Below are 26227 nucleotides of genomic sequence, written 5' to 3'. Positions count from 1 at the left end.
CAGGCGCGCGTATCCGCGATGTCGATCACGTCGCCTTTGACGGAAGAAACGCTGGAACGCCGAGGCCCTGGCCGCGCAAGTAGTCGGCCATCGGTCCGACGACCTTGCTGACCGCCGGTCTTGCCGTCATGCGCTGCCGCCATTGCAGAAGCTTCGGCGTTTCGCTGGTCATGTCGGCGCCCCAGCGCGCGCCGAAGAGCTGGGCCATATAGAACGCGATATCGGCAAAGGAATACGCGCCGCCGAGAAACTCGCGGTCATCAAGCACACGCTCCATTGTTCGATAATAATCGGCAGCGCCCGCGCGCGCGAGCTCCGCGGCGGAATCGAGCGGCGTCTTCCCGAGCTGCATCAATTTGATGATATGGGGGAAATAGATCTCATCCGATTCATGCTCCAGCCGGCGAGACCAGGCCCGTGCTGCAGGAGCCGCAGGCCACAGCGCAGGATGCGGCTTGATGTCTTCGAGATATTCGAAGATCTGGGTGGAATCGAAGATCTCGAGGTCACCGTCGATCAGCACCGGGACCTGCCGCTTTGGATTGATGCGCAGGACTTCCGGATGCTTTGGCGCGTAACCCTCCTTCATGGTGAAGGAGACCATGACCAGTTCGAAATCGATGTTCTTTTCGTGCGCGGCGATCTGGACCTTTGCGCCGAACATGCTCAGAGGGCCGGAGAACAGCCGCATTTTGCGATTGCCGCTTCGATGCGCCTCTCCGCCGGATTGAACGTTCTCGGGCATCGATTTCCCTCCTCAATCATCACCATGGACGGGATCTTAGCGAAAACTTCCGGATCCCGTTCGGACACGTAAAGGTCCTTCTGGACAGCGGCGCCTTTTCCGGTTGATATGCGACCAATTGACACACAGCCGCGCTGTGTGAGCCTGGAGGAAATCCCATGATGCCGTTTCATACGCGCCTGTTCGGCGCGGTCGTTGCGTTGACGCTTGCAGCCAGCGCGCCTGCCCTCTCGCAGCAGCTCGAGCTCAAGATCATGGCGCCCGCAGCCCCCGGCGGCGGATGGGATCAGACCGCCCGCTCGATGCAGCAGGCGCTGGTCGCCGCCAAGATCGCCCGCAGCGTCCAGGTTACCAACGTGGCCGGCGCCGGTGGCAGCGTCGGCATCGCGCAGTTCGTCAACGGCGCCAAGGGCGACGGCAACCAGATGATGGTGAACGGCTTCGTCATGGTCGGCGCGCTCGCCATGAACAAATCGCCGGTGACGCTCGAACAGGTAACGCCGATCGCGCGCCTCACCGAGGAGATCCAGGTGATCGTGGTGCCGGCGAATTCGCCGATCAAGACGGCGCAGGATCTTGCCGCCGCCGTGAAGGCCGACATCGCCAAGGTCACGTTTGCCGGCGGCTCGGCCGGGGGCGTCGACCATGTGATGGCGGCGCTGTTTGCGGGAACGATCGGCGCCGACGCCAAGAAGGTCAACTACATCCCGTTTTCCGGAGGCGGCGAGTCGCTGGCGGCCATTCTCGGCGGCAAGGTCACCGCGGGCATTTCGGGAATGAGCGAATACGAAGGCCAGATCAAGTCCGGCAAGCTGCGCGCGCTCGGCGTGACGTCGGAGAAGCGCATCGCCGGCAGCGACATTCCGACCTTCAAGGAACAGGGCATCGACCTCGTGCTGGCCAACTGGCGCTCGGTGGTAGCACCTCCCGGCATCACGCCGGAACAGCGCAAGACGCTGAGCGCCGCGGTGGAGAACATGGTCAAGTCGGACGCCTGGAAGGACATCCTCAAGCAGAAGGGCTGGGATGACGCCTATCTCGGCGGCGATGCGTTCGCCGACTTCCTGAAGAAGGAAACCGCGCGCGTCACCGACGTCTTGAAGTCGGTCGGCCTCGTCAAATCATGACGGACCTTCCGCAGGGGCCGGCGTCGCGGCGCGTCGATCGCGCCGGTGTCGTCATTGCGCTGGCGCTCGCAGCCCTTGCCGTGGTGCTGGTATGGGACTCGCGTCAACTGCCGGCCACCACGATGTACGGCATGGGGCCCGAGGTGATGCCGGTCGTCATCGCCATCGGGCTCGGCCTACTCGCGATCGGCAATCTGATCGACGCGCTGCGCGGCAACCTGCCGCCGCGCGAGAGCGCCGATCCCAAGGCCGTGCTGCTGATCCTCGGGGGCCTGGCGCTGCTTATCGCCATCATCGGCCTCGGCGGCGGCTTCATCCTTGCGACGTCAACGCTGTTTGTCGCCACCTCGGCGGCGTTCGGACGGCGTGCCATTCTCGCCGACTCCGCCATCGCGCTCGTGATGAGCACCCTGATCTATCTCGCTTTCGATCGGCTGCTGACGCTGAGCCTCCCCGCCGGCCCTCTGGAAAGATTGCTGTAATGGAAACTTTCGCCGCGCTCGCGCATGGCATGGCTGTCGCCGTGCAGCCGATGAACCTGCTCTACGCACTGATCGGCGTGTTCCTCGGCACTGCAGTGGGCGTGCTGCCCGGCATCGGTCCGGCGCTGACGGTCGCGTTGCTGCTGCCGGTAACCTACAAGCTCGATCCCGGCGGCTCGCTGATCATGTTCGCCGGCATCTATTACGGCGGCATGTATGGCGGATCGACCACCGCCATTCTCATCAACACGCCTGGTGAGAGCGCATCGATGGCGACGGCGCTCGAAGGCAACAAGATGGCCAAGGCCGGCCGCGGCGGTCCGGCGCTGGCAACGGCTGCGATCGGCTCGTTCGTCGCGGGCACCATCGCCACCATCGGCCTGGCCTTTCTGGCGCCGTGGCTGGTCGATTTCGCCGTGCGTTTCGGGCCCGAGGATTATTTCGCGCTGATGTGCGTGGCCTTTGTCACGGTGTCCGCCACCTTCGGGGATTCGCCGATCCGCGGACTGACCAGCCTGTTCATCGGGCTGACGCTCGGGCTTGTTGGCATCGACAAACTCACCGGCCAGGCCCGGCTCGCGTTCGGCATTCCCGAACTGCTCGACGGCGTCGAGGTGACGACGCTTGCGGTCGGCCTGTTCGCCCTCGGCGAAGCGCTTTACGTCGCCTCGCGCCGCCATCACGCCGAGGAGAAGATCGAGCCGGTGCGCGGCTCGCTGTGGATGACGAAACTGGACTGGAAGCGGTCGTGGAAACCGTGGCTGCGCGGGACGATGTTCGGCTTTCCGATCGGCGCGCTGCCTGCCGGCGGCGCCGAGATTCCGACCTTCCTGTCCTATTCCACTGAGAAGAGGCTGTCGAAACATCCGGAGGAATTCGGCAAGGGCGCGATCGAGGGCGTCGCCGGGCCGGAAGCCGCCAACAATGCCTCCGCCGCCGGCACGCTGGTGCCTTTGCTGACGCTCGGCCTTCCGACCTCGGCAACGGCTGCGATGATGCTGGCGGGCTTTCAGCAATACGGCCTGAACCCGGGACCGCTGCTGTTCGCGGAGCGGCCCGACCTGGTGTGGGGCCTGATCGCCAGCCTGTTCATTGCCAACGTCATGCTGCTGGTTCTCAACCTGCCGCTGGTCGGCCTGTGGGTGAAACTGCTCGCGATCCCGCAGCCGTGGCTCTACGCCGGCATTCTCGTGTTCGCGACCATGGGCACCATCGCGGCAAAACCATCGGTCGTCGAACTGTCGATGCTGGCAGGCTTTGGCGTGCTGGGCTTTCTGATGCGCCGGTTCGATTTTCCGATCGCGCCTGTCGTCGTCGGTCTTATCCTGGGCCCGATCGCTGAAAGCCAGTTGCGCCGCGCGCTCGCCATCAGCCTCGGCGATCCGCTGGTGCTGTTGCAGAGCCCGATGTCGGCCACGCTGCTCGGCATCGCGCTGATCGCGCTACTGGCGCCGTTCGTACTGAAGGGGATGAACCGGTTCAAGGCGAGCGAGGACTAGCGCGTGGACTCGTTAACGCGCAGCCAAATTCGGATTGACGCGAGTTTGATGAAGGCCAGATAGTTGGCTGCGAGCTTGTCGTATCGGGTAGCGACACGCCGACACTGACCTAGAGCGGACATTAGCGACGTCGAAGATCAGCTAGTGGGAAAGTATGCATACCTCATACACCGCGGGAGCCGAGCTATTAAAAGGCTTTGCGCTGGCCGCCCGATTGAAGCGGCGGCACTCAACGCTGTCCGACTATTTCGGTGGGTCCGTCTACAAAAACTGCTGGCTCGAGCGGCCTTCGGTTTATGGACAAGGAGAAGATGTCCGGCCGTGAGTAATGGCCGCAGACGTCGAGTGAGCGTCGCGCGCGACCGGCTGCCTCGGTGTCGATCTCAGCGTAGAGGATGCCCTTCACGCGGTTCAGGGGGCCCGATCCGACGCTGCCGCTCGGCTTGATCACTATCGCATCGCCATTGTTGATCCATTCCTCCGGCTTGAAGAGCCTGTCACGGTCCGGGAAATCCTCCGGCACGTCGCTGCCCTGCATTGCGGTTGCGGTTGCAACCACCCAGCAGCCTCCCTCGCGGGCGATGTGGCGGAGCGTGGCGAGGTACACCTCGCCATTATCCCAGGTTGGATTGACTAGGATGTCGATGCCTTGTGCGTAGAGCGCGTAGCGTGCCAGCGGCATATAGCTCTCCCAGCAGATCAGGCAACCGAGCCTGCCGGCCGGCGTATCGACGACTCTCAGGCCGCTCGCATCGCCCATTCCCCAGACCATGCGCTCGGGATTGGTCGGCATCAGCTTGCGATGACGGTTGAGCACCATGCCGTCGGGGCCGATCACCACCACGGTGTTGAAAAGCGTGGTGCCCGAGAAGCGGCTGTCGATCTCATGCAGTCCGACGACGACCGTCACTTCGCGCCGGCGGGCCGCGTCCTGCAGCGGCTGCAAATCTCCACGCTCGATACCGACTGCGTTTTGGCGCAACCGGGCATGAAGTTCGTCCGACAGCGCCATGTCGGCGCCCGGCTTCAGGCGCCAGACCCAGGTTGGATAGCCGGGAATCCACGCTTCTGGAAATACTAGCAGCGAGGCGCCGGCATCGGCGGCTTCGTCGATTGCCTCGATGGCCTTAGCGATGGTGCCGTCCCGGTCGAGCAGCACCGGCGGCTTCTGGATGACAGCGATTCTTGCAGGCATGTCGATCTCCTTCTCACTGCCTATTTGACGCCGACGGCGACGACCATCTCGCAGGGGCCTTCGAAACCAGCCTTCCCCTCGAAGGCGCCAAGTTCCTGCTCGATCTCGCGCCACGCCGCTTCGCGCCCGGCTTCGTCGAGGCCGGCGAGCATCTGATGCAGCGCGCCGAACGATTCCTTCTCAAAGCGTACGCATTCGGCGGCGGTCTTCGTGCGAACTGGCGCCGGGATGGTCCTGCTGTGAACATCGCGGAAGCCGGCCTTGCGGAAAGATTCCTCCAGCATGCCGGGGCCGCCGAGGCTGAAGGGGCCGGGTTGTCCCGGAAGAGGCGGAGGCAGATTGGCGCGACGGCGGATAATCGAAACCGGAATCGAGAAGAATTTGTTGTTTTCGGCTGTGCTGTAGACGATGGCGGCGATGCGGCCGCCAGGCTTCAGCGCACGTTTCATGCCGGCCAAGGCCTTTTGCTGATCCGGAAAGTAGATCAGACCAACGCGCGAGATGACCGCGTCGAATGCGCCTTCCGGTACGTCCAGCTCCTCGCCGTCCAGCACCTTGGTTTCGACATTGCCAAGCCCGGCATTGCGTGCGTTCGCTTCGGCGAAGGCCAGGATATTCGGAGAAATGTCGGTGGCAAGCACACGGCCGGCGGGTCCAACGCGTGTCGCGGTCTGCAACGTCTGGTCGCCCGCGCCAGCTGCCACGTCGAGTACCCGGTGGCCAGGTTCGATCGCGGCCATGTCGAGCATGATCTCGGTTGCCGGACCGAGCCAGGCACGCAGCAGCGGCCCCCAGTCGTTCCAGGCCTGGGCGGCGGACTGCCATTGCTCGCGGGTGGTCTCCTTATACTTGACGGGATCGAACGGTTTTGCAGCGATCGTGGTTGTCATGACGAATGTCTCCTTAAGTTTTCGGGTGTTGAGGGGGCGTGACGTGCTCACCGGGGCTTCATAGTGGCCCCACCAATGCCTTCGAGCGTCGATCTGGCCGATTTCGTGGTTTCGTAGTGAACCGCTAGGATGGCCCTTGTCCGTGGGAGCGCGCGTGGGAACCGGCATGGGAGCTGCGCGAGACAGCGATCGAGGTCCGAGGAGCATGAAAGACCAAAGCCCGCCCGGAATACGCCTGCTCGGCGAGCTGCAACTCGTTGGCTGCGATGGGCGTTCCGTGGCGTTGCCGGCCTCGCGCAAGACGCGCGCGCTACTCGGCTATCTGATCGCCACCGGACAGCCGCATCGCCGCGAACGTCTATGCGATCTGCTCTGGGATGGGCCCGACGATCCGCGCGCCGAGCTGCGCTGGAGCCTGAGCAAGATTCGGGCAGTACTCGACGACAAGAAAGGAATGCGACTGAAAGCGGACCGCGAGCGGGTCGGCGTCGAACTCGGCAATGCTGTCATTGATATCCAGCGGGTACGGTCGCTGCTTGGTGATGATGTCTCCGCCGCACCCATCGCCGCATTGAAAGAGGCAGCCTCTCTGTTCGGTGTTGGCGAATTTCTCGACGGCCTCGATTTGCCGCTCTGCTATCGCTACCAGGAATGGTGCATGGCAGAGCGCGAAGCCGTGAGCCGCCTGCACCTCGCGCTGCTCACCAGTCTCGTCGAACGGCTTCAAGGCCATCCTGCGGACGCGCTGGCCTATGCGCGCGCCCTTACGGCGGCCGACCCGCTGTCCGAGTCAGGTCACGCGGCGGTTGTCCGGCTGCTGGTCCGCGAGGGCAGGAACAAGGAGGCGCTTGGTCACTACGAACATGCAAGCCGGGTTCTCGAAGCCGAGCTCGGCGTCCGTCCTTCGGCCGAACTGGAAGAGGCCCGGCAAACTCTGCGCCCCACTGCGTCAGCCAGCGTCGCCGCGAAACGGCCCGCGCGCGCTTCGGGTATCCCTCCAGCGCCAACGCCTCCGCCCTCCTCCGCCTTTGTCGGCCGCGAAGCCGAGCGGGCGCTGATCGATCAGATCGTGGCGATGCGGACTGACAGGCCGGATGTGTTGCTGGTGACCGGCGAGCCGGGTATCGGCAAGAGCCGCGTTCTTGCTCATATTGGCGAGTGCCTCACCTCTGCCGGGGGGCGCGCCTTTGCAGCGCGCGCCTATGAAGCCGAAGCGGCGCGACCCTATGGCGTATGGATCGATGTTATCCGTGAGATCCTGCGCGAAAGCCCGCGCGACGGGCTGCCGGCTGATCTGGGCTTGCTGCTTCCCGAAATGGGCACGGTGGCGGAATCCGGAGATCGAACCCGGCTGCTCGACGCGGTCCTCGGCCTGCTGCGGCAGGTTGTGTCAATGCGACCTGCGGCCGTCATCCTCGACGATCTGCAATGGGCCGACGAGGGCTCGTCCTCGCTCCTTCACTACGTCGCGCGCCATATCGATACCACCCCCGGCCTGCTGATTGTGTGTGCGGCGCGAGCGGGAGAGATCGAAGACAATAGCGCCGCGTCGCGCGTATTGCGCTCGCTGGCCCGCGACGGGCGGCTGAGAGAGATCGAGCTTGCGGCCATGAGCGAAGCGGAAACGGCGCAGCTCATCCGGCAGGTCGACCCGTCACTCGACGCGGCCAAGATCTTTGCCGAAAGCGGCGGCAACCCGCTGTTCAGTCTGGAGCTCGCCCATGCGCACCGCCGTGGGGACGCGGGCCCCGGTCGGACCGTCGAAGCCCTGATCGCCGGCCAACTCGCGCCGCTTGCGGAAGGAATACGCGAGACGCTGGTCTGGGCGGCAGCCCATGGCCGCGCCTTCACGCCGGACGACCTTGCGCGATCTGCGCGTCTCGATGATACCGAGCTTCTCACGGCCCTTGGCGAATTGGAGCGGCGCGGGCTGATCCGGCCGGTCGGCGGCGATGCTTACGACTTCACGCACGATCTCGTCCGCCAGACGGCCTATCGTGCGCTCTCGCAGCCGCGGCGAAAGCTACTGCATCGGCGAATTGCACGCGCCCTGGATGCCGTCATCGGGCGCGACGGCGCCTTCGCAGCGGACATTGCTCATCATGCCGCGCTTGCTGAGGATGACGATATGGCAGCGCACGCGTGCAGACTTGCAGGTGAACGCGCGCTGCGGCTGTTCGCCAATGCGGAAGCGGCCAGCTTCGCCGAACGGGGTCTCCGTCATGCCGAGCGGCTTGCGGAGGGTCCAGCCAGGCTGGAGCTCCGCATCGCCATGCTCAAGATACGTGTGCTTGGCGCGACCGGTCCTGGCCTTCGGCCGCTCCCGCCGCTGGCGGACACGATTGCCGAGGCAACAAGCGACGCCGAAGCGCTCGGCCTTCAAACCGCGGCCGCGACCGGCCACTACCTGCTTTCCGTGCTGCATCAGGAAGCCGGCGACGTTCAGCAGGCGGAGACAAGTACGCTGCGCGCCGCCGAAGCCGGCCGCGCCGCCGACGATACGACGCGAGCGCGTCAGCTCGCGAACACCGCCCGTTGCCTGCTCGAACTGGAGACTGAGATCGGGCGTTCGCGCGCGCTGATCGCCGAGGCCAGCGCGATCGCCGGGCCCATCAGTCTTGAGCTGTGCGAACTGTACTGGGCCCGCGGTCTCCTGGAGCGATGGGACGGCAATGAGGATCACGCCGTCTCTTCGCTGGGGCGTGCACTTGATCTGGCGCGCCGGGACAAGGATCGCTGGCGCGAATACAAATGCCTGACCTGGCTCGCGATGCTCGAGCGGGAGCGGGGCCGATATGCCGACATGCACGCCCATTGCGCGGAGCTGGAAACGGTCGCGGCGCGGCTGGGCGACGATGAAACGCCATTCGTCAAGACGTTGAGGGCGCTGGCCGGATTGGCCACAGAGGAGGCTTCTGCCGACGATGCGCTGGCCAGCGCGCTAACGCGGCTCCGTGCGGTGGATGATAAATCTTACTTGGCTTACGCGCTCAATAGCGCGGCGCACCTCTACCGCCAGGCGGGACGCACCAGCCAGGCGCGTCTCTGCGCCAGCGAAGCTTTGACGGTTGCCTCGGTCATGCGGAGGCATAGCGAGATTGCAATTGCGCGGGCATTGCTCGCTCCGGCCGGTGAAACGGCTTCGGCACAGGACATCGAGGCGGCGTCAGGCCGGGATGACCTCAGCGTCAGGGCGCGCGCGGCGTTACTCGCATCGCAAGCCCGTCCGCGCGATTCCAACGGCGGTTCCCACGCCAAGCCGGCAGGTTGAATTCGAACAACAGGAGAAAACCCATGCCCCGCGTTATTGTTGAGCGGAATTTCGAAACGCCGTTCACCCAGGAGGAATTGAGTGCGGTCGAGGCTCGAATGGGGCCCTGCCTCGACCTCTACAACGTCCGTTGGATCCGCAGCTACTGGTCCGCCAACCGGCTGCGTATGGTCTGCGAATACGATGCGGCGGACGTGGCGAGCGTGCGCAATGTCCAGCGGGAGGCTAACGCCAAGTTCGACCGGGCTTGGGCCGCCGACGTGCTTGGCGAGCAATGAGGCCATGGTGTTCTGTCAATGTCCAAGCCGTATACTCCCGGCGCACGTTAGAGGAGAAATCCCATTCCCGGTATGGCTCTTAGCTCTCGCACGTGTGTGAAGCGTTGCGGCCCTCTTGTTGGCAGTTGGGACAAGTCATCGGCGCATATCGGACATCGAGTAGCCATCAAGCTCAATTTATGGGTACGCGCCCTGGTCCTTCCAGCGGGGCGATAGGCCCGTTTGAAGTCCCGACCGGCACAATTCTTGCTCGAATCCGCTATGCCTGAATGCATCCGCCTGCGGATCGCCCGTTTCCTGGGCATTTTTGGATTTGAATCATTATGCGCTGCCTTGTCGTTGCCGATTTGCATTATTCATTGCCGCAGTTCGACTGGCTGCTGGCGGCGGCCCCTGAGTTCGACGTCGTCATCTTCGCTGGCGACGCGCTCGACATCGGATCGTTCGTCGATTTCCGCGCGCAGATTCTGGTGGTGAAAAAATACCTGTCGCTGCTGTCAGGCATGACGCGCGTCATTCTCTGCTCGGGCAATCACGACCTCGACGAACGCAGCGCGGAAGGCGAGAAGATCGCGCGCTGGATAGGCGATGTCAGAGAACTCGGCATCGCCTGCGACGGCGACAGCCTCACCATCGGGGGCACGCGCTTCACGGTGTGTCCGTGGTGGGACGGGCCACTGGTCAAGAGCCGCATTGAAGCCCAGCTTCGCGATGCCGCGCTCGAGCGGGCGCAACGCTGGATCTGGGTCCATCACGCGCCGCCGGCGAATTCGCCGACAAGTTGGGGCGGCAAGCGGTTCTTCGGCGACGTCGAACTGGTGCAATGGATCGCGCAGTATCAGCCGTCGATGGTGATCTCGGGCCATGTGCATCAGTCGCCCTTCATTCCCGACGGCTCGTGGTTCGACCGGCTCGGCACCACCTGGATCTTCAACACCGGCCTGCAGCACGGCCGCCCGCCGGTCTATATCGTGCTCGACCTCGATGAGGACACAGCTTTCTGGCTCTCGGCCGGCGAAGCGCAACGCATCGACCTGCGCGCGCCCTTGGCTCGGCCGGCGGCGGAAATCGAGAACCCGCCGCCCTGGCTCATATCCTTGGGTCGGATTGCCGATCCGAGCCTGGCGAAACCTGCGTCGGCGGCAGGTTGATCATGCTCTGCAGGAGTTCGCCGACCATCGAGAGATGGTTACCCTGACCGGCATATTGATGCATCAGGTCGGCCAAATAGGTGTTGGCGACGTTGAGGCGCTGCGCCAGCAAGCGCGCGATCAACAGCGCCACCGCCGGCTGGTCGCGCAGGAAAGCCGCGGCGTCGTCGAACTCGTAGACGACGGAATCGGCGGCGGCGCGCACGGTCGCGGTGTGGGGCTGCTCGAGCAGCACCGACATTTCGCCCAGCATCGCCCCCGGTTCGGTCAGAACGGCGACGACGCTATCGCCCTTGATGACCTCCAGCCGTCCTTCGAGCAGCACGAACAGATGTCCGGTCTTGCCGCCCTCATGGAGCACGAGCGTACCCGCCGGCACGGCCCGCTGAATTCCTCCGGTGCAATAATCCAGAACCGCGCGCATCCAGCATGATCTCCCTGTCGGCCAAGACTAGGCACTGACGATGCCAAGGTCGAACGGATAAGGTGCGCTTCGCTGCTCAAAATGTCGGCATGGCAAGTCCGGCGGCCGCACGCTAGGCCGAACTTCAGATCTTCGCGAGCATTGCCGTTTTCAGCTTCGCGATGCGCGCTTCATCGCGCTTGTAGAACGTCCACTGCTTGACGCGCTTGGCGCTCAACAGCCCGGCTTGCGACAGTATCTTCAAGTGCTCGCTGACGGTCGGCTGACTGACGCCGAGCTTTTCGGCGATCAACGCCCCGCAGACCCCGTCCTTGACCAGGTCGCCGTCGACTTGCTCGCGAAAATGCGCCCGGGGGCGTTTCAGCCATTCCAGGATCAGGAGCCGCCGATCGCTGGCGAGCGCGCGAAAAGCAGACTCGACGTCGTCTTCCAATGAAGGCATATTGCTAATTAGCTAAATGACTAATTCCTGTCAACACGCCCAGGAGTGCTTTGGAAGGAGTGCTTTGGAATGAACGCGCCGGTGGATGCAGTAACTTCGGAAACGATCGCCCAATGCGAGAGGCTCATTCGGCCCTTCATCCGGCGAACGCCGGTCGTCGACGTCGATGCGGCCGAGTTCGGCCTTCCCGGCCATACGCTGACGCTCAAGCTGGAGCTGCTTCAGTACTCCGGCTCGTTCAAGGCGCGCGGCGCGTTCGCCAATTTGCTGACCCGCGAGGTACCGAAGGCCGGCGTGGTCGCAGCGTCGGGCGGCAACCATGGTGCGGCGGTCGCCTATGCCGCGATGAAGCTTGGCAAGCCGGCCAAGATTTTCGTGCCAAACATCTCTTCGCCGGCGAAGCTGCAGCGGATCCGCGACTATGGCGCCGACCTCGCGATCGAGGGCGACCGCTATGCCGATGCGCTCGCGGCAAGCGAAGTATGGGCGCAGCAAACCGGCGCACTGCAAGTGCCGGCCTTCGATCAGAACGAAACCATCATGGGACAGGGAACGCTCGGCCTCGAGCTCGCTGGCCAGGCGTCGGATATCGATACGCTGCTGGTATCGGTGGGCGGCGGCGGGCTGATCGCAGGAATCGCCGCCTGGTACGCCGGCCGTATCAAGGTGATTGGCGTCGAACCGCTGGCATCGCCGACGCTGACCAGAGCCTTTGAAGCCGGCCGGCCGGTCGATGCGGAGGCCGGCGGTCTGGCGGCGGATTCGCTGGCGCCGCGGCGGGTCGGCGAACAGGTCTTTCCGATCGTACAAAAATACGCGCGGCAAACCGCGCTGGTTTCCGACGCCGCAATCGCCGAGGCGCAGGCGACGCTTTGGCGTGCCTTGCGCATCGTGGCAGAACCGGGTGGCGCTGCGGCATTCTCGGCGATCCTGTCGGGCGCCTACAGGCCCGTCGCGGGCGAGCGCGTTGCCGTCATCATCAGCGGCGGCAACACTGCCGCCGTCAATTTCGACCTCAGCCATTGAGCGCCGGTGGTTGCGTCCCCGCGCATGGCGGCACGTCCACTTTGGAATCACTCTAAATCACAACGCTGGAATCCTTCTAAATCGACCCGTTCGCGACATCCAGTCGCTGACGGCATGGCAGTCGCTGCGCTACTGAGACCGGCATCTTCACCACTATTGCCGGGCAGCTCTCATGATCAACCTTCGCGCTACCGCCGCAACCGCAGCGTTGCTTTGTTTCACCGCTTTCGGAGCCTCGCCGGCGTCCGCCGACGGCGAGGTCAACGTCTACACCTATCGGGAAACCAAGCTGATCCAGCCGCTGTTCGACGCTTTCACCAAGGACACCGGCATCAAGGTCAACGTCGTCTCGGCAAGCTCTGGCCTCGAGCAGCGCATGAAGGCGGAAGGCGCCAACAGCCCCGCCGACGTGCTCTTGACGGTCGACATCGGCCGCATGGACGAGGCCGTGAAGGCCGAGGTCACGCAGCCGATCAAGTCCGTGGTGATCGACGAAATCGTGCCGGCGCAATACCGCGATCCTGATGGACACTGGGCCGGCATCTCCATGCGAGCGCGCGTGATCTACGCCTCGAAGGATCGCGTCAAGCAGGACAAGATCACCTACGAAGAGCTCGCCGATCCCAAGTGGAAGGGCAAGATCTGCATCCGCTCCGGCCAGCACATCTACAACAATGGCCTGTTCGCGGCCTACACGGCGAAGTACGGCGAGGCCAAGGCCGAGGAATGGCTGAAAGGCCTGAAGGCCAATCTGGCGCAGAAGCCCTCGGGCGGCGACCGCGAAGCGGCGCGCGACGTCGCGGCCGGCAAGTGCGACATCGGCATCGGCAACACCTATTACTGGGCGCTGATGATGAACAACGATCCCGAGAAGAAGCCGTGGGCGGAAGCCACCAAGGTGGTCCTGCCGACCTTCGAGGGCGGCGGCACCCACGTCAATCTGTCGGGCGTCCTGTTGGCGAAGAACGCGCCCAACAAGGCCAATGGCGTCAAGCTGATCGAGTGGCTCGTCGGCGACAAGGCGCAGCAGATCTACGCGGATTCCAACTACGAGTACCCGGTTCGTGCCGGCGTCGCCGTCAACCCGACGATTGCGGGTTACGGCAAGCTCACCGCCGATCCGCTCCCGATCGCCAAGATCGCCGCCAACCGCAAGGCAGCCTCGACGCTGGTGGACAAGGTCGGGTTTGATAATTGATCGCACCAAGTCGCGACAGTAATTCCGCCAACATGCCCTCTCCCTCCCCGGGAGAGGGCATAATGCTGCATGGGCTTGCGGCTTCTTGCCGATGTGAGCCGGCGTGACCCGGACCACGCGCTCGGGCCGGATCGCCGCCGTGATCGCGGTCGCGACCGCCATCCTGGTGGCCGCGCCCGTTATCTCGATCATCGCGCTGGCGCTGCAGCCGGCGCCTGACGTCTGGCAGCCTCTCATCGAATACGTGCTGCCGCGGAGCCTTCTCGACACCGCGCTCCTGCTCTTCGGCGTCGCCGCCCTGTCGCTCGCGATCGGCACCGGCGCGGCGTGGATGATCTCGCTGCATGAATTCCGCGGCCGGAAAATGCTGCTCTGGCTGGTGCCGCTGCCGCTCGCGATCCCCACCTACCTCGCGGCTTATGTCTATGTCGATTTGTTCGAGCCGCTCGGCCTGATCCACAAGACGCTCGCACTCTGGCTGCCGCTGCAGGACGCGGTGCGCGTGCTTCCCAATTTGCGCTCGCTGCCCGGCGCCATCATCGTGATCGCGCTGGTGCTCTACCCCTACGTCTATCTTTCGGCCCGCACGATGTTCCAGTTCCAGAGCGCGGAGTTCGCCGAGGCCGCGAAGACGCTCGGCGCCGGGCGCTGGACCACCTTCTGGCGCATCTCGCTGCCGATGGCGCGTCCCGCGCTGGCCGTCGGCACAGCACTGGTATCGCTGGAAACGCTGAACGACATCGGCGCCAGCGAATATCTCGGCGTCCGCACGCTCACGGTCTCGGTGTTCACGACCTGGCTCAACCGCGGCAGCCTTGCCGGCGCGGCGCAGTTGTCGTGTTTCATGCTGGCGATCGTGGCCGGACTTATCGCAATTGAACGCTACGGACGGCGCAACGTCACGACGGAATTTTCCGCCGAAAGCCCGCGGCTGACGCAACGGACGCCGCTTGCCGGCATCAAGGGCGGTTTGGCATTCGCCGCCTGCCTGCTGCCGGTCTGCCTCGGATTCCTGGTGCCGCTATTGTATCTCGCGCATCAGAGTTTCAAGCGTGGGCTGTTTGCGAATTTCGATATGGCGCTGTGGCGCGATGCCTTCAACTCGATAGCGTTCGCGAGCCTCGCTACGCTCGCCGCACTGCTGCTCGGCTTTGCGACCATTCTGGCCTGGCGCTGGCGGCCGACCAGGCTGCGCTTCGTCGCGATGAACATCGCGCAACTGGGTTACACGCTGCCGGGGCTCGTGCTGGCGCTCGGGCTGCTGGCGCCGCTGCTCGCCATCGACAACGCGGTCAACGCGCTCGCCGCATCGCTCGGACAATCGCTGCCGGGACTGATCGTGATCGGCTCCGGCGCCGCCGTTGTCATCGCCTATGTGATCCGCTTTCTGGCGGTGCCGACCGGATTCATCAAGGCAGGGTTCGAGCGGATCCCGCGCGATTACGACGACAGCGCGCGCGCCGTCGGCGCCGGCCAGGCCACGACGATGCGGCTGATCCATCTGCCGCTGCTGCGCCCTGCCATGCTCGGCGCTGTCATCGTGGTGTTCGTGGATTGCCTGAAGGAGTTGCCGGCGACGCTGTTGCTGCGGCCGCTGAACGTCGAAACGCTGGCGACCTCGATCTACCAATACGCCAGCCGCGGCAGTTTTGAGGAAGGCGCGCTGGCGGCGCTATTGATCGTCGCCGCCAGCATCGGTCCCGTGGCATGGCTGACGCGGTTTTCGGACATTCCGTCAGGGCCGGCGTAACGCTGACCTCGTAGGGTGGGCAGAGCGAAGCGTGCCCACCATTCAGGATGATGATCGAGGATGGATGGTGGGCACGGCGCAAGTGCGCCTTTGCCCACCCTACGCAACTAGATCGCGCGCGTGAAGCGCCGGAAGCCCGGCGAACCTGTGATCGCCTCGAATTCGGAAGCGCGCTTCTCTTCGGCGAATGCAAAGCCAGCCTTGGCATAGCACCGCTCCGCCGCTTCGTTGCCGATCAGGAACGAGATCGATGCCTGCTTGAATCCTGAAGCCCTTCCGGCCGCGAGCGCGTGATCGATCAGCGCCTGCACCAGTCCGCGCCCGCGATACGCAGGGAGCGTGGCGACATGTTCGATCAGCCAGTCGCCCTCACCGCCTTGCACCCAGCAATTCCTGGTGTAGGCGCCACGCTGGAAGATCGCCTCCACCTCCGATGCTTCGAGGCCGGATTCGCCGGCAGCCGCTTCGATCGCCGCTTTCGCGGCAGGGCCGGTGCCGGAGGCGGGCAACGCGCACAGCGAGGCCGCCGGTTTGCCGTCGACTTCGGCGATGATGAATTGCGAGACGTGCCACCAGGATGGCGTTGGCGCGACAGCGATCCGCTCGACGAAGTCAAGGCATTGCGGCTCGCCCCAGCCGAGCGCGATGTCGAACCAGCCGCGCGGCAGCGGGCCGCGCTGCGAGGCCAGGATGTTGCGGGCAATGAAGCTTGCGTCGTCAGTGCGCGCGGGACGGATCGCAGGCCGCGACCGCCCCGCCACCACGTCAGGCGTTCTTCAGCGCGACACGAAACTCGGCTTCGGTCTTGGCCTTCACCTCGTCGAGCGTGACGCCGTCGGCGAGCTCGATCAGCGCCATGCCGTCCTTGCCGTGCTTGTCGATGGTGAAGACGGCCAGATCCGTCACCACCATGTCGACGACCTTCTCGCCGGTCAGCGGCAGATTGCACGTCTTCAAAAGCTTCGGGCCGTCCTTGGCGGAATGCTCCATCACCACCACGACGCGCTTGACGCCGGCGACGAGGTCCATCGCGCCGCCCATGCCTTTCACCATCTTGCCGGGGATCATCCAGTTGGCGAGGTCGCCGTTCTGCGCCACCTGCATCGCCCCTAGGATCGACAGATCGATATGCCCGCCGCGCACCATGCCGAAGGAATCGGCCGAGGAGAAATAGCTGGTCGACGGCAGTTCGCTCACCGTCTGCTTGCCGGCGTTGATGAGGTCGGCGTCTTCCTCGCCCTCGTAAGGAAACGGTCCCATGCCGAGCATGCCGTTCTCGCTCTGCAGGTTCACGTCGATGCCGTCGGGGATGTAGTTCGAGACCAGCGTCGGAATGCCGATGCCGAGATTGACGTAATAGCCGTCGCGCAACTCTTTTGCGGCGCGCGCAGCCATCTGTTCACGGGTCCAGGCCATGAGGCTCTCCTGAAGAGTTGGGTTTAAGCGGCGGGCCGCGGGCGGGTGTTGCGGAACTCGATCCGCTTCTTGCCCGTGCCGACCTCGATGATGCGTTTGACGAAAATACCGGGCGTATGAATGTGGTCGGGATTGAGTTCGCCGGCCGGCACGAGTTGCTCGACCTCGGCCACCGTGATCTTCGCAGCGGTGGCCATCATCGGGTTAAAGTTGCGCGCGGTCTTGCGGTAGATCAGGTTACCGGCGGTGTCGCCCTTCCAGGCGTGGACGATGGCGAGGTCAGCGAACAGGCCGCGCTCCATGATGTATTTCTCGCCGTCGAATTCCTTCACTTCCTTGCCTTCGGCGATCAGCGTGCCGACGCCGGTCTTGGTGTAGAAGGCCGGGATCCCGGCGCCGCCGGCGCGGATGCGCTCGGCCAGCGTACCCTGCGGGTTGAATTCGAGTTCCAGCTCACCGGCGAGGTATTGCTGCGCGAACAGCTTGTTCTCGCCGACATAGGACGAGATCATCTTTTTGATCTGCCGCGTCTCCAGCAGCCTGGAGAGCCCGATGCCGTCGACGCCCGCATTGTTGGAGATAACCGTCAAACCCTTGACGCCGGAATCGCGGATCGCATCCGACAGGGTTTCGGCGATACCGCACAGACCGAAGCCGCCGGACATGATCATCATGCCGTCCTTGAGAACGCCATCGAGTGCCGATTTGGCGTCGGGATAGACCTTGTTCATGGAATATGACCTGATGGAGGGGAACGGCCGTAAGCCGGCATTATGTCCGGATTATTAGGCGAATTCTTCGCGGTGCGTCAATGACGGGTGGATTATGCCCCCGAACCGCCCGCCGGGCGCCACCTCGGCCTTGAAAGCGTCAAGAAAACCCTTCAAGTTGTGTGGGTTGGCACGGGCTTACCGATACGGCGCCTGCCCTGATCAAGATAGACCCTTAATCAACAAGTCCCCGTAGCATCAACCCGAGTTCGGTTTAGCCAGATCCGGATATGTCATTGACGATGGCCCAAGGAATGAAGCGCCTCGGGATGCCGATTGCGGCGCTGTTCGGCGTGGCCGTGCTCGCCCTGATCGGAACCTCCTGGTTCCTCAACCGCGACGCGCTGCGGCAGGCGGTCGAGGCGCAGATCCGCGATGTCACAGGGCTCGATCTGGTCGTCGCCGGCGCGATCGACGTTTCGGTATTTCCGGGAAGCTACGTCTCCTTTCACAATGTCGGGCTGAAGGGCGGCGGCACCATGGACCCCGCGCTGCAGGTCGATGTGCTGACCGCGAACCTGCGCCTGCTGCCATTGCTGCTGCGCCGCTTCGAAATCGCAGATGTCATGATGTTGCGGCCGCATATCCGCGTCATCAGGGAAGCGGGCGGCGAGAGCAACTGGACGCCGTTCGTCGAGCGGATCGCGCGCACGATGAAGCCCGGCGCCGAGAACCAGGTGTCGTTTTCCGAAATCAGGATCCAGGACGGCGTGCTCAAATACGAGGACGCCGCCAACAACGTCAAGGAACAGCTCAGCGACATCGATCTCTCGCTGGCCTGGCCGTCGATCTCGCGCTCGTTCGCGGCGACCGGGCAATTCGACTGGCGCGGCGAACGCGTCGACGGCTCGATCTCGGCCAGCGACTTCGTCGCGATGCTGTCGGGCGACCGCTCGGGCCTGAAGGCGCGCATCGTCAGCGCGCCGCTGAAACTGGCCTTCGACGGCTCGGTCGCCAACCGCACCAGCCTGATGATGGAAGGCACGGTGACCGTCGACAGCCTGTCGCTGCGCAACGCGATGCGCTGGATGGGACAGCCGGTGCCCGGCAGCGGCGGGTTCGGCCGCTTCGCGCTGAAAGCCCGCGCCAATGTCGTCGGCGCCTCGGTTGCGCTTACCAACGTCAATGTCGAACTCGACGGCAATGTCGCCGAGGGCGTGATGACGGTGGCCAATAACGGCCGTCAGACGCTGCAGGCCACGCTCGCCGCCGGCAATCTGGATTTCACGCCCTACATCTCGACCGTGCGCCTGCTGGCGAGCGGCGCGCGCGACTGGAACCGGCAGTTGTTCGACCTCACCTCGTTGTCCGCCACCGATCTCGACATGCGCCTGTCGGCGGCGCGGGTGACGGTCGGCCCGACAAAACTCGGCCGCACCGCATTCGGCGCCAATTTGCGCGGCGGCGCGCTGGCGCTCTCGATCGGCGAAGCGCAGATGTATGGCGGCATCGCCAAGGGCTCGATCGGGATCGCGCGTTCGGATGCGATCGCCGACGTCAAGGCGCAATTCCAGTTTACCGATGTCGATCTGCAGGCGTGCGCCGGCGAATTGTTCGGGATCACAAAACTCTCCGGCCGCGGCAATCTCGGGGTTTCGCTGACGGCCTCCGGCTCGAGCCCGTTCGGACTCGCTTCCTCGCTCGACGGCACCGCGACGATGATCGGCCATGACGGCGCGATCGCCGGCTTCAATGTCGAACAACTGCTGAAGCGGCTGGAGCGCCGGCCGCTATCCGGCGGCGGCAATCTGCGCAGCGGTTCGACGCCCTACGACAATCTCACGGTTTCGGTGCGCTTCAACGACGGCATAGCCACCGTCGAGGACGTCCGCGTCGACGGGCCGACGACGCGCCTGACGCTAACCGGCACCGCTTCCGTGCCGGCCCGCGAATACGACCTCAAGGGCGTCGCCAGCCTGACGCCTGCGGCAGCCGGCGGCGACAAGGGATTTGAACTCCCCTTCGTGGTGCAGGGCCCATGGGACGATCCGCTGGTGTTTCCCGATCCCGAAAGCCTGATCCGCCGCTCGCCCGGCGCAGCGCCACTGCTCGATGCCGTGAAGGACCGCAAGACGCGCGATGCGGTACGCTCGGTGATCGAGCGGTTTACGGGTGGTGGGCAGAAGCCAGCGGCGCCGGAGACGGCGGACGGGGCGAAGGCGAATTAGCTTTCTGTCTCGGTCGGATGCGTAGCCCGGATGAGCGTTAGCGACATCCGGGGTCTTGTTCTCCCGCATATCGCTGCGCTCATGCGGGCTACTTGCTGTCGGGGCCCCGCGCCCGCTATGCAACGTGAAGTTCCAAACCCGCGCGCTTCTGAAGATAACCGAGAACGCTAAAGAGATTCTTGGCCTGCGGATTACCGCGCGGACCGAACATCCGGATAAGACTCTTGGGCTGGGTCCCGGTCGCTTCGCCAAGCTTTTCAAATCCGACGGTTGCCTTGATATAGTCGCGCAGGATCGTCTTGCCGGTTTCGACATCCCCGCTCAGCATCGCATCGATGCCTTCACGAAGAAGCGCTTCGGCAAACTTCTTGTCGTTCTTGGCGCGGGTCTGCACCAATTCCTTGAAGCTTCCTGTCTTCGCCGCCATCTGTCTCTCCACTCTCCTCAACGCCGTCCGCGCTTGCTCAGTGCGTAGCCCGGATAAGCGGAGCGACATCCGGGACCTTACTCTGCCACAAGAGATAGGATCTGACCCGACTGCACTAACTCTTCGGCGGCTCGTTCCATGTGAGCTCTTGTTACAGACGGCACAATCACCAGGTTTGGCTCAAAGAATATTTGGCCACGCTCGAACTCACCTTCAACCGTTTGGGTAAAACGCGCTAAATCATAGAAGTTGATCTGGTACCGCCTTTCCGTCACGACGATCCGTGCCTCGGAAAACCACCCCTTGGACTCCAACGTCCATTCGTAATCCTCAAAGTCCGTGGGCAACTCAAGAGAGAAACTGGACACGGCGAACTCCATTTCTGGATTACTTCGCACAAACCATGCTGCTTCACAATTTGATGAATCGCTTCGTCAGCCGTAGCCCGGATGAGCGGAGCGACATCCGGGGTCTCATCTGCGATCCCGCATATCGCTACGCTCATGCGGGCTACGAACATGACCCTTCAGGGAACGTCATTGCTCCGGCCACCACCAACCCCATACGGCTTGTTGAGAAAATAACTCCGGTTACCCAACGCCGCTTCGGCATATTGATCGATCGCAACGATGATCGCCTGCACATGCGCGTGGCACCAGCCTTCGCGCGTCGCCTGGATGCGAACCTCCGCCAGGGCTTTTATCCATGGCGGATTATCCGCGTTATGGTCGTACCATCTGAGCGGTCCTGACATCGCTGGCCCCTGTTGATGAAGTCTTCCAGCTCCGCCCGCTTGCGCGAGAGCAAAAGCTGCGCCCGCGCATTGTCGAGGCCGGATTGATCGAGCCGGCGCGCAAGCTGGTCCAGTTCGCCAATCCGCCGGCGCAGGGCTTGAATCGGATCATCGCTCACGGCGGCCTCGAGCCTTTTCCGTTCCGGTTGCATCGGAACGAGGCTCTGGCTTCTTGATTGGACGCGTCTTCGTGACGCGAGCCGCTCCCCACCCCGGACCAACTCCGGGGCCGGCTTTCGCCGGAAAACGCACTGGCGCCCCGTTCGAGGATTTTCTGCTGGCTGCGCGGACATCCAGCTTCAGCCGCTCGTCGACATTGAGCAGCCGCTCTTCGCCGCCGAGCCGATTCCGCTCGCCGATCAGGCCGAGCATGACGACCCGCATGGACATCAGGTGAACGGCGGCCTCCGAGCAGTCCTCATCCCGGTTGACCCGTTTGCGGATATTATCCTCCGCACTCAGCATCTCCGCCCGCAAGAACCTGATTTTTCTACGAATTTCGTTCAATTTGTTGTCCATGGGCCACCTCGCAAGGGTTGAACCCTATAAGAACAAATAAAGAACAAATTTCAAGTTAAGAGTCGAGCCCAGATTAAAGATTCTTTGGAGTTACCCGATGCCCCGCCTCCCCGGCCAGGTCGACGCGCCGATGACGCCGCGCCAACTGGCGACGCTCCGCACCCTCAGCGCCGAGGCGTATCAGCCGAAGTTGTTCGAGAAGGGTCTGACGGCAAGGGAAGCCGAGCGACGGATCGCGGCGCTGAAGGCGGAGATCGAGCTGGCGAATTCGTTCTGAGCGATCGGCTGCTGCTTCAACAAGATAAGCCCTTGAAAGGATCTCGGGGACATCCATATGCCATCCATACAGATGGCGTATGGAGGGTATGATTATGGCAACCAATGTCCGGGAACTTCGACCCAAGCCGCCTGAAACAGAGAAAATCACGATCAATCTTGGTTATGTCGACCTTGGTCACGTCGATCTGATGGTTCAGGAAGGGTTCTACTCGAACCGCACCGATTTCATTCGAACAGCGATCCGGAACCAACTCGAACGTCATGCCGACGTCGTAAAGCAGTCAACGGTCCGAAAAAGTCTGGACCTCGGACTCCGGAACTACAGCCGCGAGGATCTCGAAGCGGTGCAGCAAGCCGGCGAGATGCTGCACATCAATGTTCTGGGCCTTGCCAGCATCGCCCAAGACGTCACGCCTGAGCTTGCTCGCGCCACCATTGCCTCGGTCTCCGTGCTGGGCGCATTGCATGCCAGTCCAGCCGTGAAGGCCGCCCTCGCCGACAGGACACGGTGAAGGCGATGCTGAACCAGGACATCATTCGGGAGGCGACACGCCTCACGCGCGCGGGCCAACTCGTTGAGGCCACCGCGCTCCTTCAGCGCATGCTTCGCGGCGAGAATGCGCCAGACGCGCCATCGCATGCCAGAGGTCGCATCGCTCTTGCAGGGCCGCTCATTATTGATGCCAAGGCCAATGTTGAGGAGACGGATAGTCATCCGCAATCAGAGCCAGCCACATCCGCACAACCGCGCATGCTCCGGGCGTTACTGGATCGCAAAGAGGGGCGCTCTGAAATCGGACTGCGAGGCATAATCAAGCGCGCCCCGCCGTCAACATCAGACATCGTACCGCAGGGCGCCCGGTTCATCGAAAGCACGTTCAGCAGTGCGGTGGGAAGCCGTACCTACAGGCTCTTCATTCCGAGCCGCTATCAGGAACAACCGCTTCCTTTGGTCGTCATGCTTCACGGCTGTACCCAGTCGCCGGACGATTTCGCCGCCGGTACGCGAATGAACTTTATCGCAGAAGAACAGAATTGCTTCGTGGCCTATCCTGCACAGCCCCGCGAGGCAAACCGGGCGAAATGCTGGAACTGGTTTCGCACTGCCGACCAGCAGCGAGGCAGAGGCGAACCCTCGCTGATCGCGGGTATCACTCGCCAGATCATGCGCGACTATTTGGTTGATCCAAAGCGCGTCTACGTTGGTGGACTGTCGGCCGGAGCGGCTGCCGCCGCTATCATGGGAGCAACATACAACGATCTGTACGCGGCAATCGGCATACACTCTGGCCTCGCGTGTGGGGTTGCCACGGACCTTCCCTCCGCGTTTGTCGCCATGCGACAAGGTGGCGGGTCCGATCACAGGCTAATTTCAGGTGACCGGCCACCTGTCCCGACCATTGTTTTTCACGGCGATCGCGACACTACCGTACATCCAAATAACGGCGGTCAAATCCTTGAGCAGTCTGTGAGAACGATGAGCACACAAAGGAAGGTGCATCGCGGGCAGATACAGGGAGGGCATGCCTATACAAGAACGATCCTGAGTGACGCGAGTGGACGGGGAATGTTGGAGCACTGGAATATCCACGGAGCAGGACACGCATGGTCCGGAGGCAGCCCTGCGGGCTCCTACACGGATCCGCGAGGACCGGACGCAACGAGGGAAATGCTTCGTTTTTTCCTCGAGCATTCGCTCCCGGAGGAGTAGGACATCACATGACAATCCCGTTCGAAAAGTTGAAGGCCCGACTGCTCGCCAACCCCAAGGTCAAGGCCGAATATGACGCGCTCGCTCCGGAGTTCGAGATCGCCTGATCCCGCATATCGCTGTGCTCATGCGAGCTACTTGCCGCTTGCTAGGGCGACCGTCGAGTAGACCAGAGGATAGCGTTGGTGAGGATTCGCTGGTAGCGGGCGTCCTGCCAGACTGACGGCTCGTGGCCCAGCGCCGTATAGAATACGCGTCCGTCGCCGTAAGTTCGCGTCCATGCGAGCGGCCAACCATAGAATCGTCGATGCACGCCGCTCTTGCCAAGGTCCACCGAGCCTGGGTCGAGGCGCAGGAGCACGCGTGATCCACGATAGTCGAAGTCGCTGATTTGGTAGATCTCGTCCTCGACTTGCAATGAATTCCCGAGAAAAGCCACCAGGGGATCGCGGGAATCGACCACCTCGATCGTCACGGCCTGATGCCAGGGATGACCATTAAAGTAGCCGCCGACCAGATCGAGATAGTCCGGCCAAGTGTAGAATGTGTCCGTCGCCGAATGAACGCCGAGGAACCCGCGGCCTGAGCGCACAAAATTGAGAAGCGCCGTCTTTTGCGCGTCGCTCATCGGAAGTTCGCCTGACGTGTAGAACATCACCGCGGCGTAGCGCTCGAGGTTTTCGGGGGAAAATTCAGACGTGTCTTCCGTTGCAGTGACTTCAAAGACACCCGAATTGCTTCCAAGCTGGGCCAGGATTGCCTTGGAAAGCGGTATGACATCATGCCGGTAGCCGGCCGAATATGTGAAATAGAGGATCCGCTCTGGCGGGCGCTGCGCATGCGCGCTGACTGATCGCATTGCCGCCGCGCTGCCGAGGAGCGCGATGAACTCACGTCGCCTCACAATCCTCTCCGCGCCTCTCCGCGACCAACCATGTTGAAAGAAGCTTAGCACAGATCAGGCCTTGCGGCATCGCCCTCTGCCGTCCTATGCAACGCCGCCCACGTCCATGGCTTCGGCCTGGCGGCATTCGCTGACGGCCACTCAGCCAGCAAGTGGATCCCGCATATCGCTCTGCTCATGCGGGCTACTTGCTACGGCAACGAAGCCGAACTGACGCTTTCGTCTTGCGGGCGCGCGCTTCCTCTTCAGATCATTTACGCGCGACGAATGCCCACGTCGCGCCACTCGCCGACAACCTTCGTTCGCATCACCGGTGGCAAGGCTTCTGATGGGCAAAGCTGTTGGGGATGAAGTCGGCGCATCCGGTCAAAAGCTTGAGATCATCTTGATCTCGTCGCGCGTCCCGCACCGGGCGCAGCCGATGTTCGGAATGGCCGCCTTGCGCCAGAAGCGGTCGTCGCCGCGAGGTCAGCCTTTGACCGTCTACCCGAATTCAGCGCATGATTGCCGACCTGACGGGAGGACCATCCATGCCCAATTGCATCGTTGTCGTTCAGTTCGATTTGCCAAAGCGCTCCGAGGAGCTGGCGGTGAAAGGCGGCACTTCGACCGCGCCGACCTATCGCGGCCTCGCCAGGAGAGGATTGATCCGAAAGGACTACCTGAATGGCGAAAGCGGCACCGGCGGCGTTTATCTCTGGGACAGCCGTGAATCGGCGGAAGCCTGGTTTACAGAAGCGCGCATCGCGGATTTGACCGAGCGCTTTGGGGTCCGGCCTCGCCTCACCTGGTACGACACATACGTGACGGTCGACAATTTGAAGGGCGAGACCCGCGTCAACGGCAAGGCGATTGAGGCCGTGGCCTGATCAACCTGACCGCGGCGCAAGGAAACTGATCAAGGAAACTGATCCGATGACGATTATCGACTCCCAGGTCCACGCCTATGAGGCCAACACGCCGAAGCGACCTTGGCACAGCGTGCCGAACTGGCCGGATCACGTCACGGGTGACGAGATGGTGGCGGCGATGGACAAGGTCGGCGTAGACGGCGCGATCTTCATCTCCGCCTTTTCCTTGTACCGCTACGACGCCAGCTACGCCGTCGAAGTGCAGCGGGCCCATCCCGGCCGGCTCGCCATCGTCAAGCCGGTCGACCCTGATGATCCAGATGTGGCCGATGTCGTCGCCGACTGGAAGAAGACGCCGGGCGCGGTCGGAATCCGCACCATGCTGAGGAAAGAGGAGAAGCGCGCGACCGATGATCCCGGCCTTGACCGGATTGCGCGCGCGGCCGTTCGTTACGACTTTCCACTCAACATCCTGTGCTGGGACAATCTGGACGCGGGCATCGCGCTGATCGATCGCCATCCCGACACGCGGTTCATCGTCGACCATCTCGGCATCCTGCAGCCACGCGTGCCGCCTGCACCTCCCCAACCCTGGGCCGACCTCCCGAAGGTGCTTGCACTCGCCAGGCGCCCGAACGCCGTGATCAAGGTCAGCGGCGCCTGCACGCTCTCGCGGGAGCCGTATCCCTTCCCGGACATTTGGGACCCGCTTGCCCGCGTATTTGATGCCTGGGGTTTCGATCGCTGCCTGTGGGGCACGGACTGGACGCGCGCGTTCGCCGTCGTCAACTACGAACAGGCCGTCGAACCATTCATGAGGACAGACCGCCTGAGCGACACCGAGCGGGCCATGCTGATGGGTGGCGCCTGCGCCAAGGCCTATGGCTGGTCACCGAAAAAAGGTTAGCACC

The 26227-nt window shown here is 63.3% G+C and carries 28 protein-coding genes and 2 pseudogenes; 16 read left to right on the top strand and 14 right to left on the bottom strand.

Going from position 1 to position 26227, the window contains the following annotated elements; translation table 11 throughout:
- Positions 1-25: 25 nt before the first annotated feature.
- The gene (locus IVB05_RS05375) at positions 26-745 is read right to left on the bottom strand and encodes a glutathione S-transferase family protein (protein WP_247783398.1); all 720 of its coding nucleotides are present in this window, start codon (positions 743-745) and stop codon (positions 26-28) included.
- Between the two features lie 158 nt (positions 746-903).
- Between IVB05_RS05375 and IVB05_RS05370 the strand changes: the two genes are divergently transcribed.
- Genes IVB05_RS05370 through IVB05_RS05360 form a run of 3 tightly spaced genes read left to right on the top strand, consistent with a single transcriptional unit; the run spans position 904 to position 3853 of the window.
- Positions 904-1872: a tripartite tricarboxylate transporter substrate-binding protein gene (locus tag IVB05_RS05370; RefSeq protein WP_247783397.1), complete on the top strand. Its 969-nt coding sequence runs from the start codon at positions 904-906 to the stop codon at positions 1870-1872.
- Positions 1869-2354 carry a tripartite tricarboxylate transporter TctB family protein gene (locus IVB05_RS05365; protein ID WP_247783396.1) on the top strand — a complete coding sequence of 162 codons (486 nt, stop codon included), beginning with the start codon at positions 1869-1871 and terminating at the stop codon, positions 2352-2354. Before IVB05_RS05370 ends, IVB05_RS05365 begins: the two co-directional genes overlap by 4 nt.
- Positions 2354-3853: a tripartite tricarboxylate transporter permease gene (locus tag IVB05_RS05360; protein WP_247783395.1), complete on the top strand. Its 1500-nt coding sequence runs from the start codon at positions 2354-2356 to the stop codon at positions 3851-3853. Before IVB05_RS05365 ends, IVB05_RS05360 begins: the two co-directional genes overlap by 1 nt.
- Here the strand turns inward: IVB05_RS05360 and IVB05_RS05355 are convergent.
- The 3 genes and pseudogenes from IVB05_RS05355 to IVB05_RS05345 all read right to left on the bottom strand — a co-directional run.
- Positions 3850-3954: pseudogene (locus IVB05_RS05355) on the bottom strand (IS5/IS1182 family transposase); the annotation flags it as partial. The gene IVB05_RS05360 and the pseudogene IVB05_RS05355 sit on opposite strands and share 4 nt — an antisense overlap.
- A gap of 128 nt (positions 3955-4082) precedes the next feature.
- Entirely contained in the window at positions 4083-5048 is a 966-nt protein-coding gene (locus IVB05_RS05350; protein WP_256473187.1) for a carbon-nitrogen hydrolase family protein, read from the bottom strand.
- A gap of 20 nt (positions 5049-5068) precedes the next feature.
- Positions 5069-5938, bottom strand: coding sequence for a class I SAM-dependent methyltransferase (locus IVB05_RS05345; protein ID WP_247783393.1), 870 nt, complete (start codon positions 5936-5938; stop codon positions 5069-5071).
- Between the two features lie 205 nt (positions 5939-6143).
- Between IVB05_RS05345 and IVB05_RS05340 the strand changes: the two genes are divergently transcribed.
- The 3 genes from IVB05_RS05340 (at position 6144) to IVB05_RS05330 (ending at position 10638) form a co-directional block, all read left to right on the top strand.
- Positions 6144-9209 (top strand): AAA family ATPase, encoded by a 3066-nt coding sequence (locus IVB05_RS05340; RefSeq protein ID WP_247783392.1) that lies wholly within the window; start codon positions 6144-6146, stop codon positions 9207-9209.
- A gap of 23 nt (positions 9210-9232) precedes the next feature.
- A complete protein-coding gene (locus IVB05_RS05335) occupies positions 9233-9487 on the top strand; it encodes a nickel-binding protein (protein WP_247783391.1) in 255 nt (84 codons plus the stop codon).
- Between the two features lie 323 nt (positions 9488-9810).
- Positions 9811-10638, top strand: a complete 828-nt coding sequence (locus IVB05_RS05330; RefSeq protein ID WP_247783390.1) for a metallophosphoesterase — start codon at positions 9811-9813, stop codon at positions 10636-10638.
- Here the strand turns inward: IVB05_RS05330 and IVB05_RS05325 are convergent.
- Both IVB05_RS05325 and IVB05_RS05320 read right to left on the bottom strand, forming a co-directional pair.
- Positions 10577-11062 (bottom strand): cyclic nucleotide-binding domain-containing protein, encoded by a 486-nt coding sequence (locus IVB05_RS05325; RefSeq protein WP_247783389.1) that lies wholly within the window; start codon positions 11060-11062, stop codon positions 10577-10579. The two genes, IVB05_RS05330 and IVB05_RS05325, sit on opposite strands and share 62 nt — an antisense overlap.
- Positions 11063-11186: 124 nt before the next feature.
- On the bottom strand, positions 11187-11504 hold the full coding sequence (locus IVB05_RS05320; RefSeq protein ID WP_247783388.1) for an ArsR family transcriptional regulator: 318 nt from the start codon (positions 11502-11504) through the stop codon (positions 11187-11189).
- Positions 11505-11573: 69 nt separating this feature from the next.
- Between IVB05_RS05320 and IVB05_RS05315 the strand changes: the two genes are divergently transcribed.
- The 3 genes from IVB05_RS05315 (at position 11574) to IVB05_RS05305 (ending at position 15478) form a co-directional block, all read left to right on the top strand.
- Entirely contained in the window at positions 11574-12530 is a 957-nt protein-coding gene (locus tag IVB05_RS05315; protein ID WP_247783387.1) for a threonine/serine dehydratase, read from the top strand.
- A 172-nt stretch (positions 12531-12702) separates the two neighbouring features.
- Entirely contained in the window at positions 12703-13728 is a 1026-nt protein-coding gene (locus tag IVB05_RS05310; RefSeq protein WP_247783386.1) for a Fe(3+) ABC transporter substrate-binding protein, read from the top strand.
- Between the two features lie 103 nt (positions 13729-13831).
- The gene (locus IVB05_RS05305; protein ID WP_247783385.1) at positions 13832-15478 is read left to right on the top strand and encodes an iron ABC transporter permease; all 1647 of its coding nucleotides are present in this window, start codon (positions 13832-13834) and stop codon (positions 15476-15478) included.
- Positions 15479-15585: 107 nt separating this feature from the next.
- Here IVB05_RS05305 and IVB05_RS05300 read toward each other — a convergent pair whose 3' ends face one another.
- From IVB05_RS05300 to IVB05_RS05290, 3 genes are read right to left on the bottom strand one after another with little or no spacing between them, the layout of a single operon-like run.
- A complete protein-coding gene (locus IVB05_RS05300; protein WP_346771829.1) occupies positions 15586-16242 on the bottom strand; it encodes a GNAT family N-acetyltransferase in 657 nt (218 codons plus the stop codon).
- A 1-nt stretch (position 16243) separates the two neighbouring features.
- A complete protein-coding gene (locus IVB05_RS05295) occupies positions 16244-16894 on the bottom strand; it encodes a 3-oxoacid CoA-transferase subunit B (RefSeq protein WP_214490657.1) in 651 nt (216 codons plus the stop codon).
- 23 nt (positions 16895-16917) lie between these two features.
- Positions 16918-17625 carry a CoA transferase subunit A gene (locus IVB05_RS05290; protein WP_247783384.1) on the bottom strand — a complete coding sequence of 236 codons (708 nt, stop codon included), beginning with the start codon at positions 17623-17625 and terminating at the stop codon, positions 16918-16920.
- A gap of 281 nt (positions 17626-17906) precedes the next feature.
- Here IVB05_RS05290 and IVB05_RS05285 point away from each other — a divergent pair, with 281 nt between their 5' ends.
- The gene (locus tag IVB05_RS05285; protein ID WP_247786592.1) at positions 17907-19832 is read left to right on the top strand and encodes an AsmA family protein; all 1926 of its coding nucleotides are present in this window, start codon (positions 17907-17909) and stop codon (positions 19830-19832) included.
- Between the two features lie 115 nt (positions 19833-19947).
- On the opposite strand, the gene IVB05_RS05280 is transcribed toward IVB05_RS05285, so the two are convergent.
- From IVB05_RS05280 to IVB05_RS05265, 4 genes are all read right to left on the bottom strand, one after another.
- Positions 19948-20259, bottom strand: coding sequence for a transcriptional regulator (locus IVB05_RS05280; RefSeq protein ID WP_247783383.1), 312 nt, complete (start codon positions 20257-20259; stop codon positions 19948-19950).
- Positions 20260-20336: 77 nt separating this feature from the next.
- Positions 20337-20627, bottom strand: a complete 291-nt coding sequence (locus IVB05_RS05275) for a hypothetical protein (RefSeq protein ID WP_247783382.1) — start codon at positions 20625-20627, stop codon at positions 20337-20339.
- A gap of 158 nt (positions 20628-20785) precedes the next feature.
- Positions 20786-21013: a hypothetical protein gene (locus IVB05_RS05270; protein ID WP_247518425.1), complete on the bottom strand. Its 228-nt coding sequence runs from the start codon at positions 21011-21013 to the stop codon at positions 20786-20788.
- Positions 21014-21160: 147 nt separating this feature from the next.
- Positions 21161-21571: a hypothetical protein gene (locus IVB05_RS05265; protein ID WP_247783381.1), complete on the bottom strand. Its 411-nt coding sequence runs from the start codon at positions 21569-21571 to the stop codon at positions 21161-21163.
- A 97-nt stretch (positions 21572-21668) separates the two neighbouring features.
- On the opposite strand from IVB05_RS05265, the gene IVB05_RS05260 reads away from it, so the two are divergent.
- The 3 genes from IVB05_RS05260 (at position 21669) to IVB05_RS05250 (ending at position 23561) form a co-directional block, all read left to right on the top strand.
- Entirely contained in the window at positions 21669-21848 is a 180-nt protein-coding gene (locus tag IVB05_RS05260) for a DUF3072 domain-containing protein (RefSeq protein WP_247783380.1), read from the top strand.
- A 94-nt stretch (positions 21849-21942) separates the two neighbouring features.
- Entirely contained in the window at positions 21943-22362 is a 420-nt protein-coding gene (locus IVB05_RS05255) for a CopG family transcriptional regulator (protein ID WP_247783379.1), read from the top strand.
- Positions 22363-22367: 5 nt separating this feature from the next.
- A complete protein-coding gene (locus IVB05_RS05250) occupies positions 22368-23561 on the top strand; it encodes a PHB depolymerase family esterase (RefSeq protein ID WP_247783378.1) in 1194 nt (397 codons plus the stop codon).
- 148 nt (positions 23562-23709) lie between these two features.
- On the opposite strand, the gene IVB05_RS05245 is transcribed toward IVB05_RS05250, so the two are convergent.
- Positions 23710-24465, bottom strand: coding sequence for a ThuA domain-containing protein (locus IVB05_RS05245; RefSeq protein ID WP_247783377.1), 756 nt, complete (start codon positions 24463-24465; stop codon positions 23710-23712).
- Between the two features lie 298 nt (positions 24466-24763).
- Between IVB05_RS05245 and IVB05_RS05240 the strand changes: the two are divergent.
- From IVB05_RS05240 to IVB05_RS05230, 3 genes and pseudogenes are all read left to right on the top strand, one after another.
- Positions 24764-24859 (top strand): annotated as a pseudogene (locus IVB05_RS05240) (transcription elongation factor); the annotation flags it as partial.
- Between the two features lie 136 nt (positions 24860-24995).
- Positions 24996-25334 carry a YdhR family protein gene (locus IVB05_RS05235; protein ID WP_247783376.1) on the top strand — a complete coding sequence of 113 codons (339 nt, stop codon included), beginning with the start codon at positions 24996-24998 and terminating at the stop codon, positions 25332-25334.
- 46 nt (positions 25335-25380) lie between these two features.
- The gene (locus IVB05_RS05230; protein ID WP_247783375.1) at positions 25381-26223 is read left to right on the top strand and encodes an amidohydrolase family protein; all 843 of its coding nucleotides are present in this window, start codon (positions 25381-25383) and stop codon (positions 26221-26223) included.
- Positions 26224-26227 lie beyond the last annotated feature (4 nt).

Origin of the sequence: Bradyrhizobium sp. 170 (assembly GCF_023101085.1) — a bacterium.
Lineage (GTDB): Bacteria > Pseudomonadota > Alphaproteobacteria > Rhizobiales > Xanthobacteraceae > Bradyrhizobium.
Note: the sequence above shows the minus strand (reverse complement) of the source record. Positions and strands in the feature narration are given on the sequence as shown.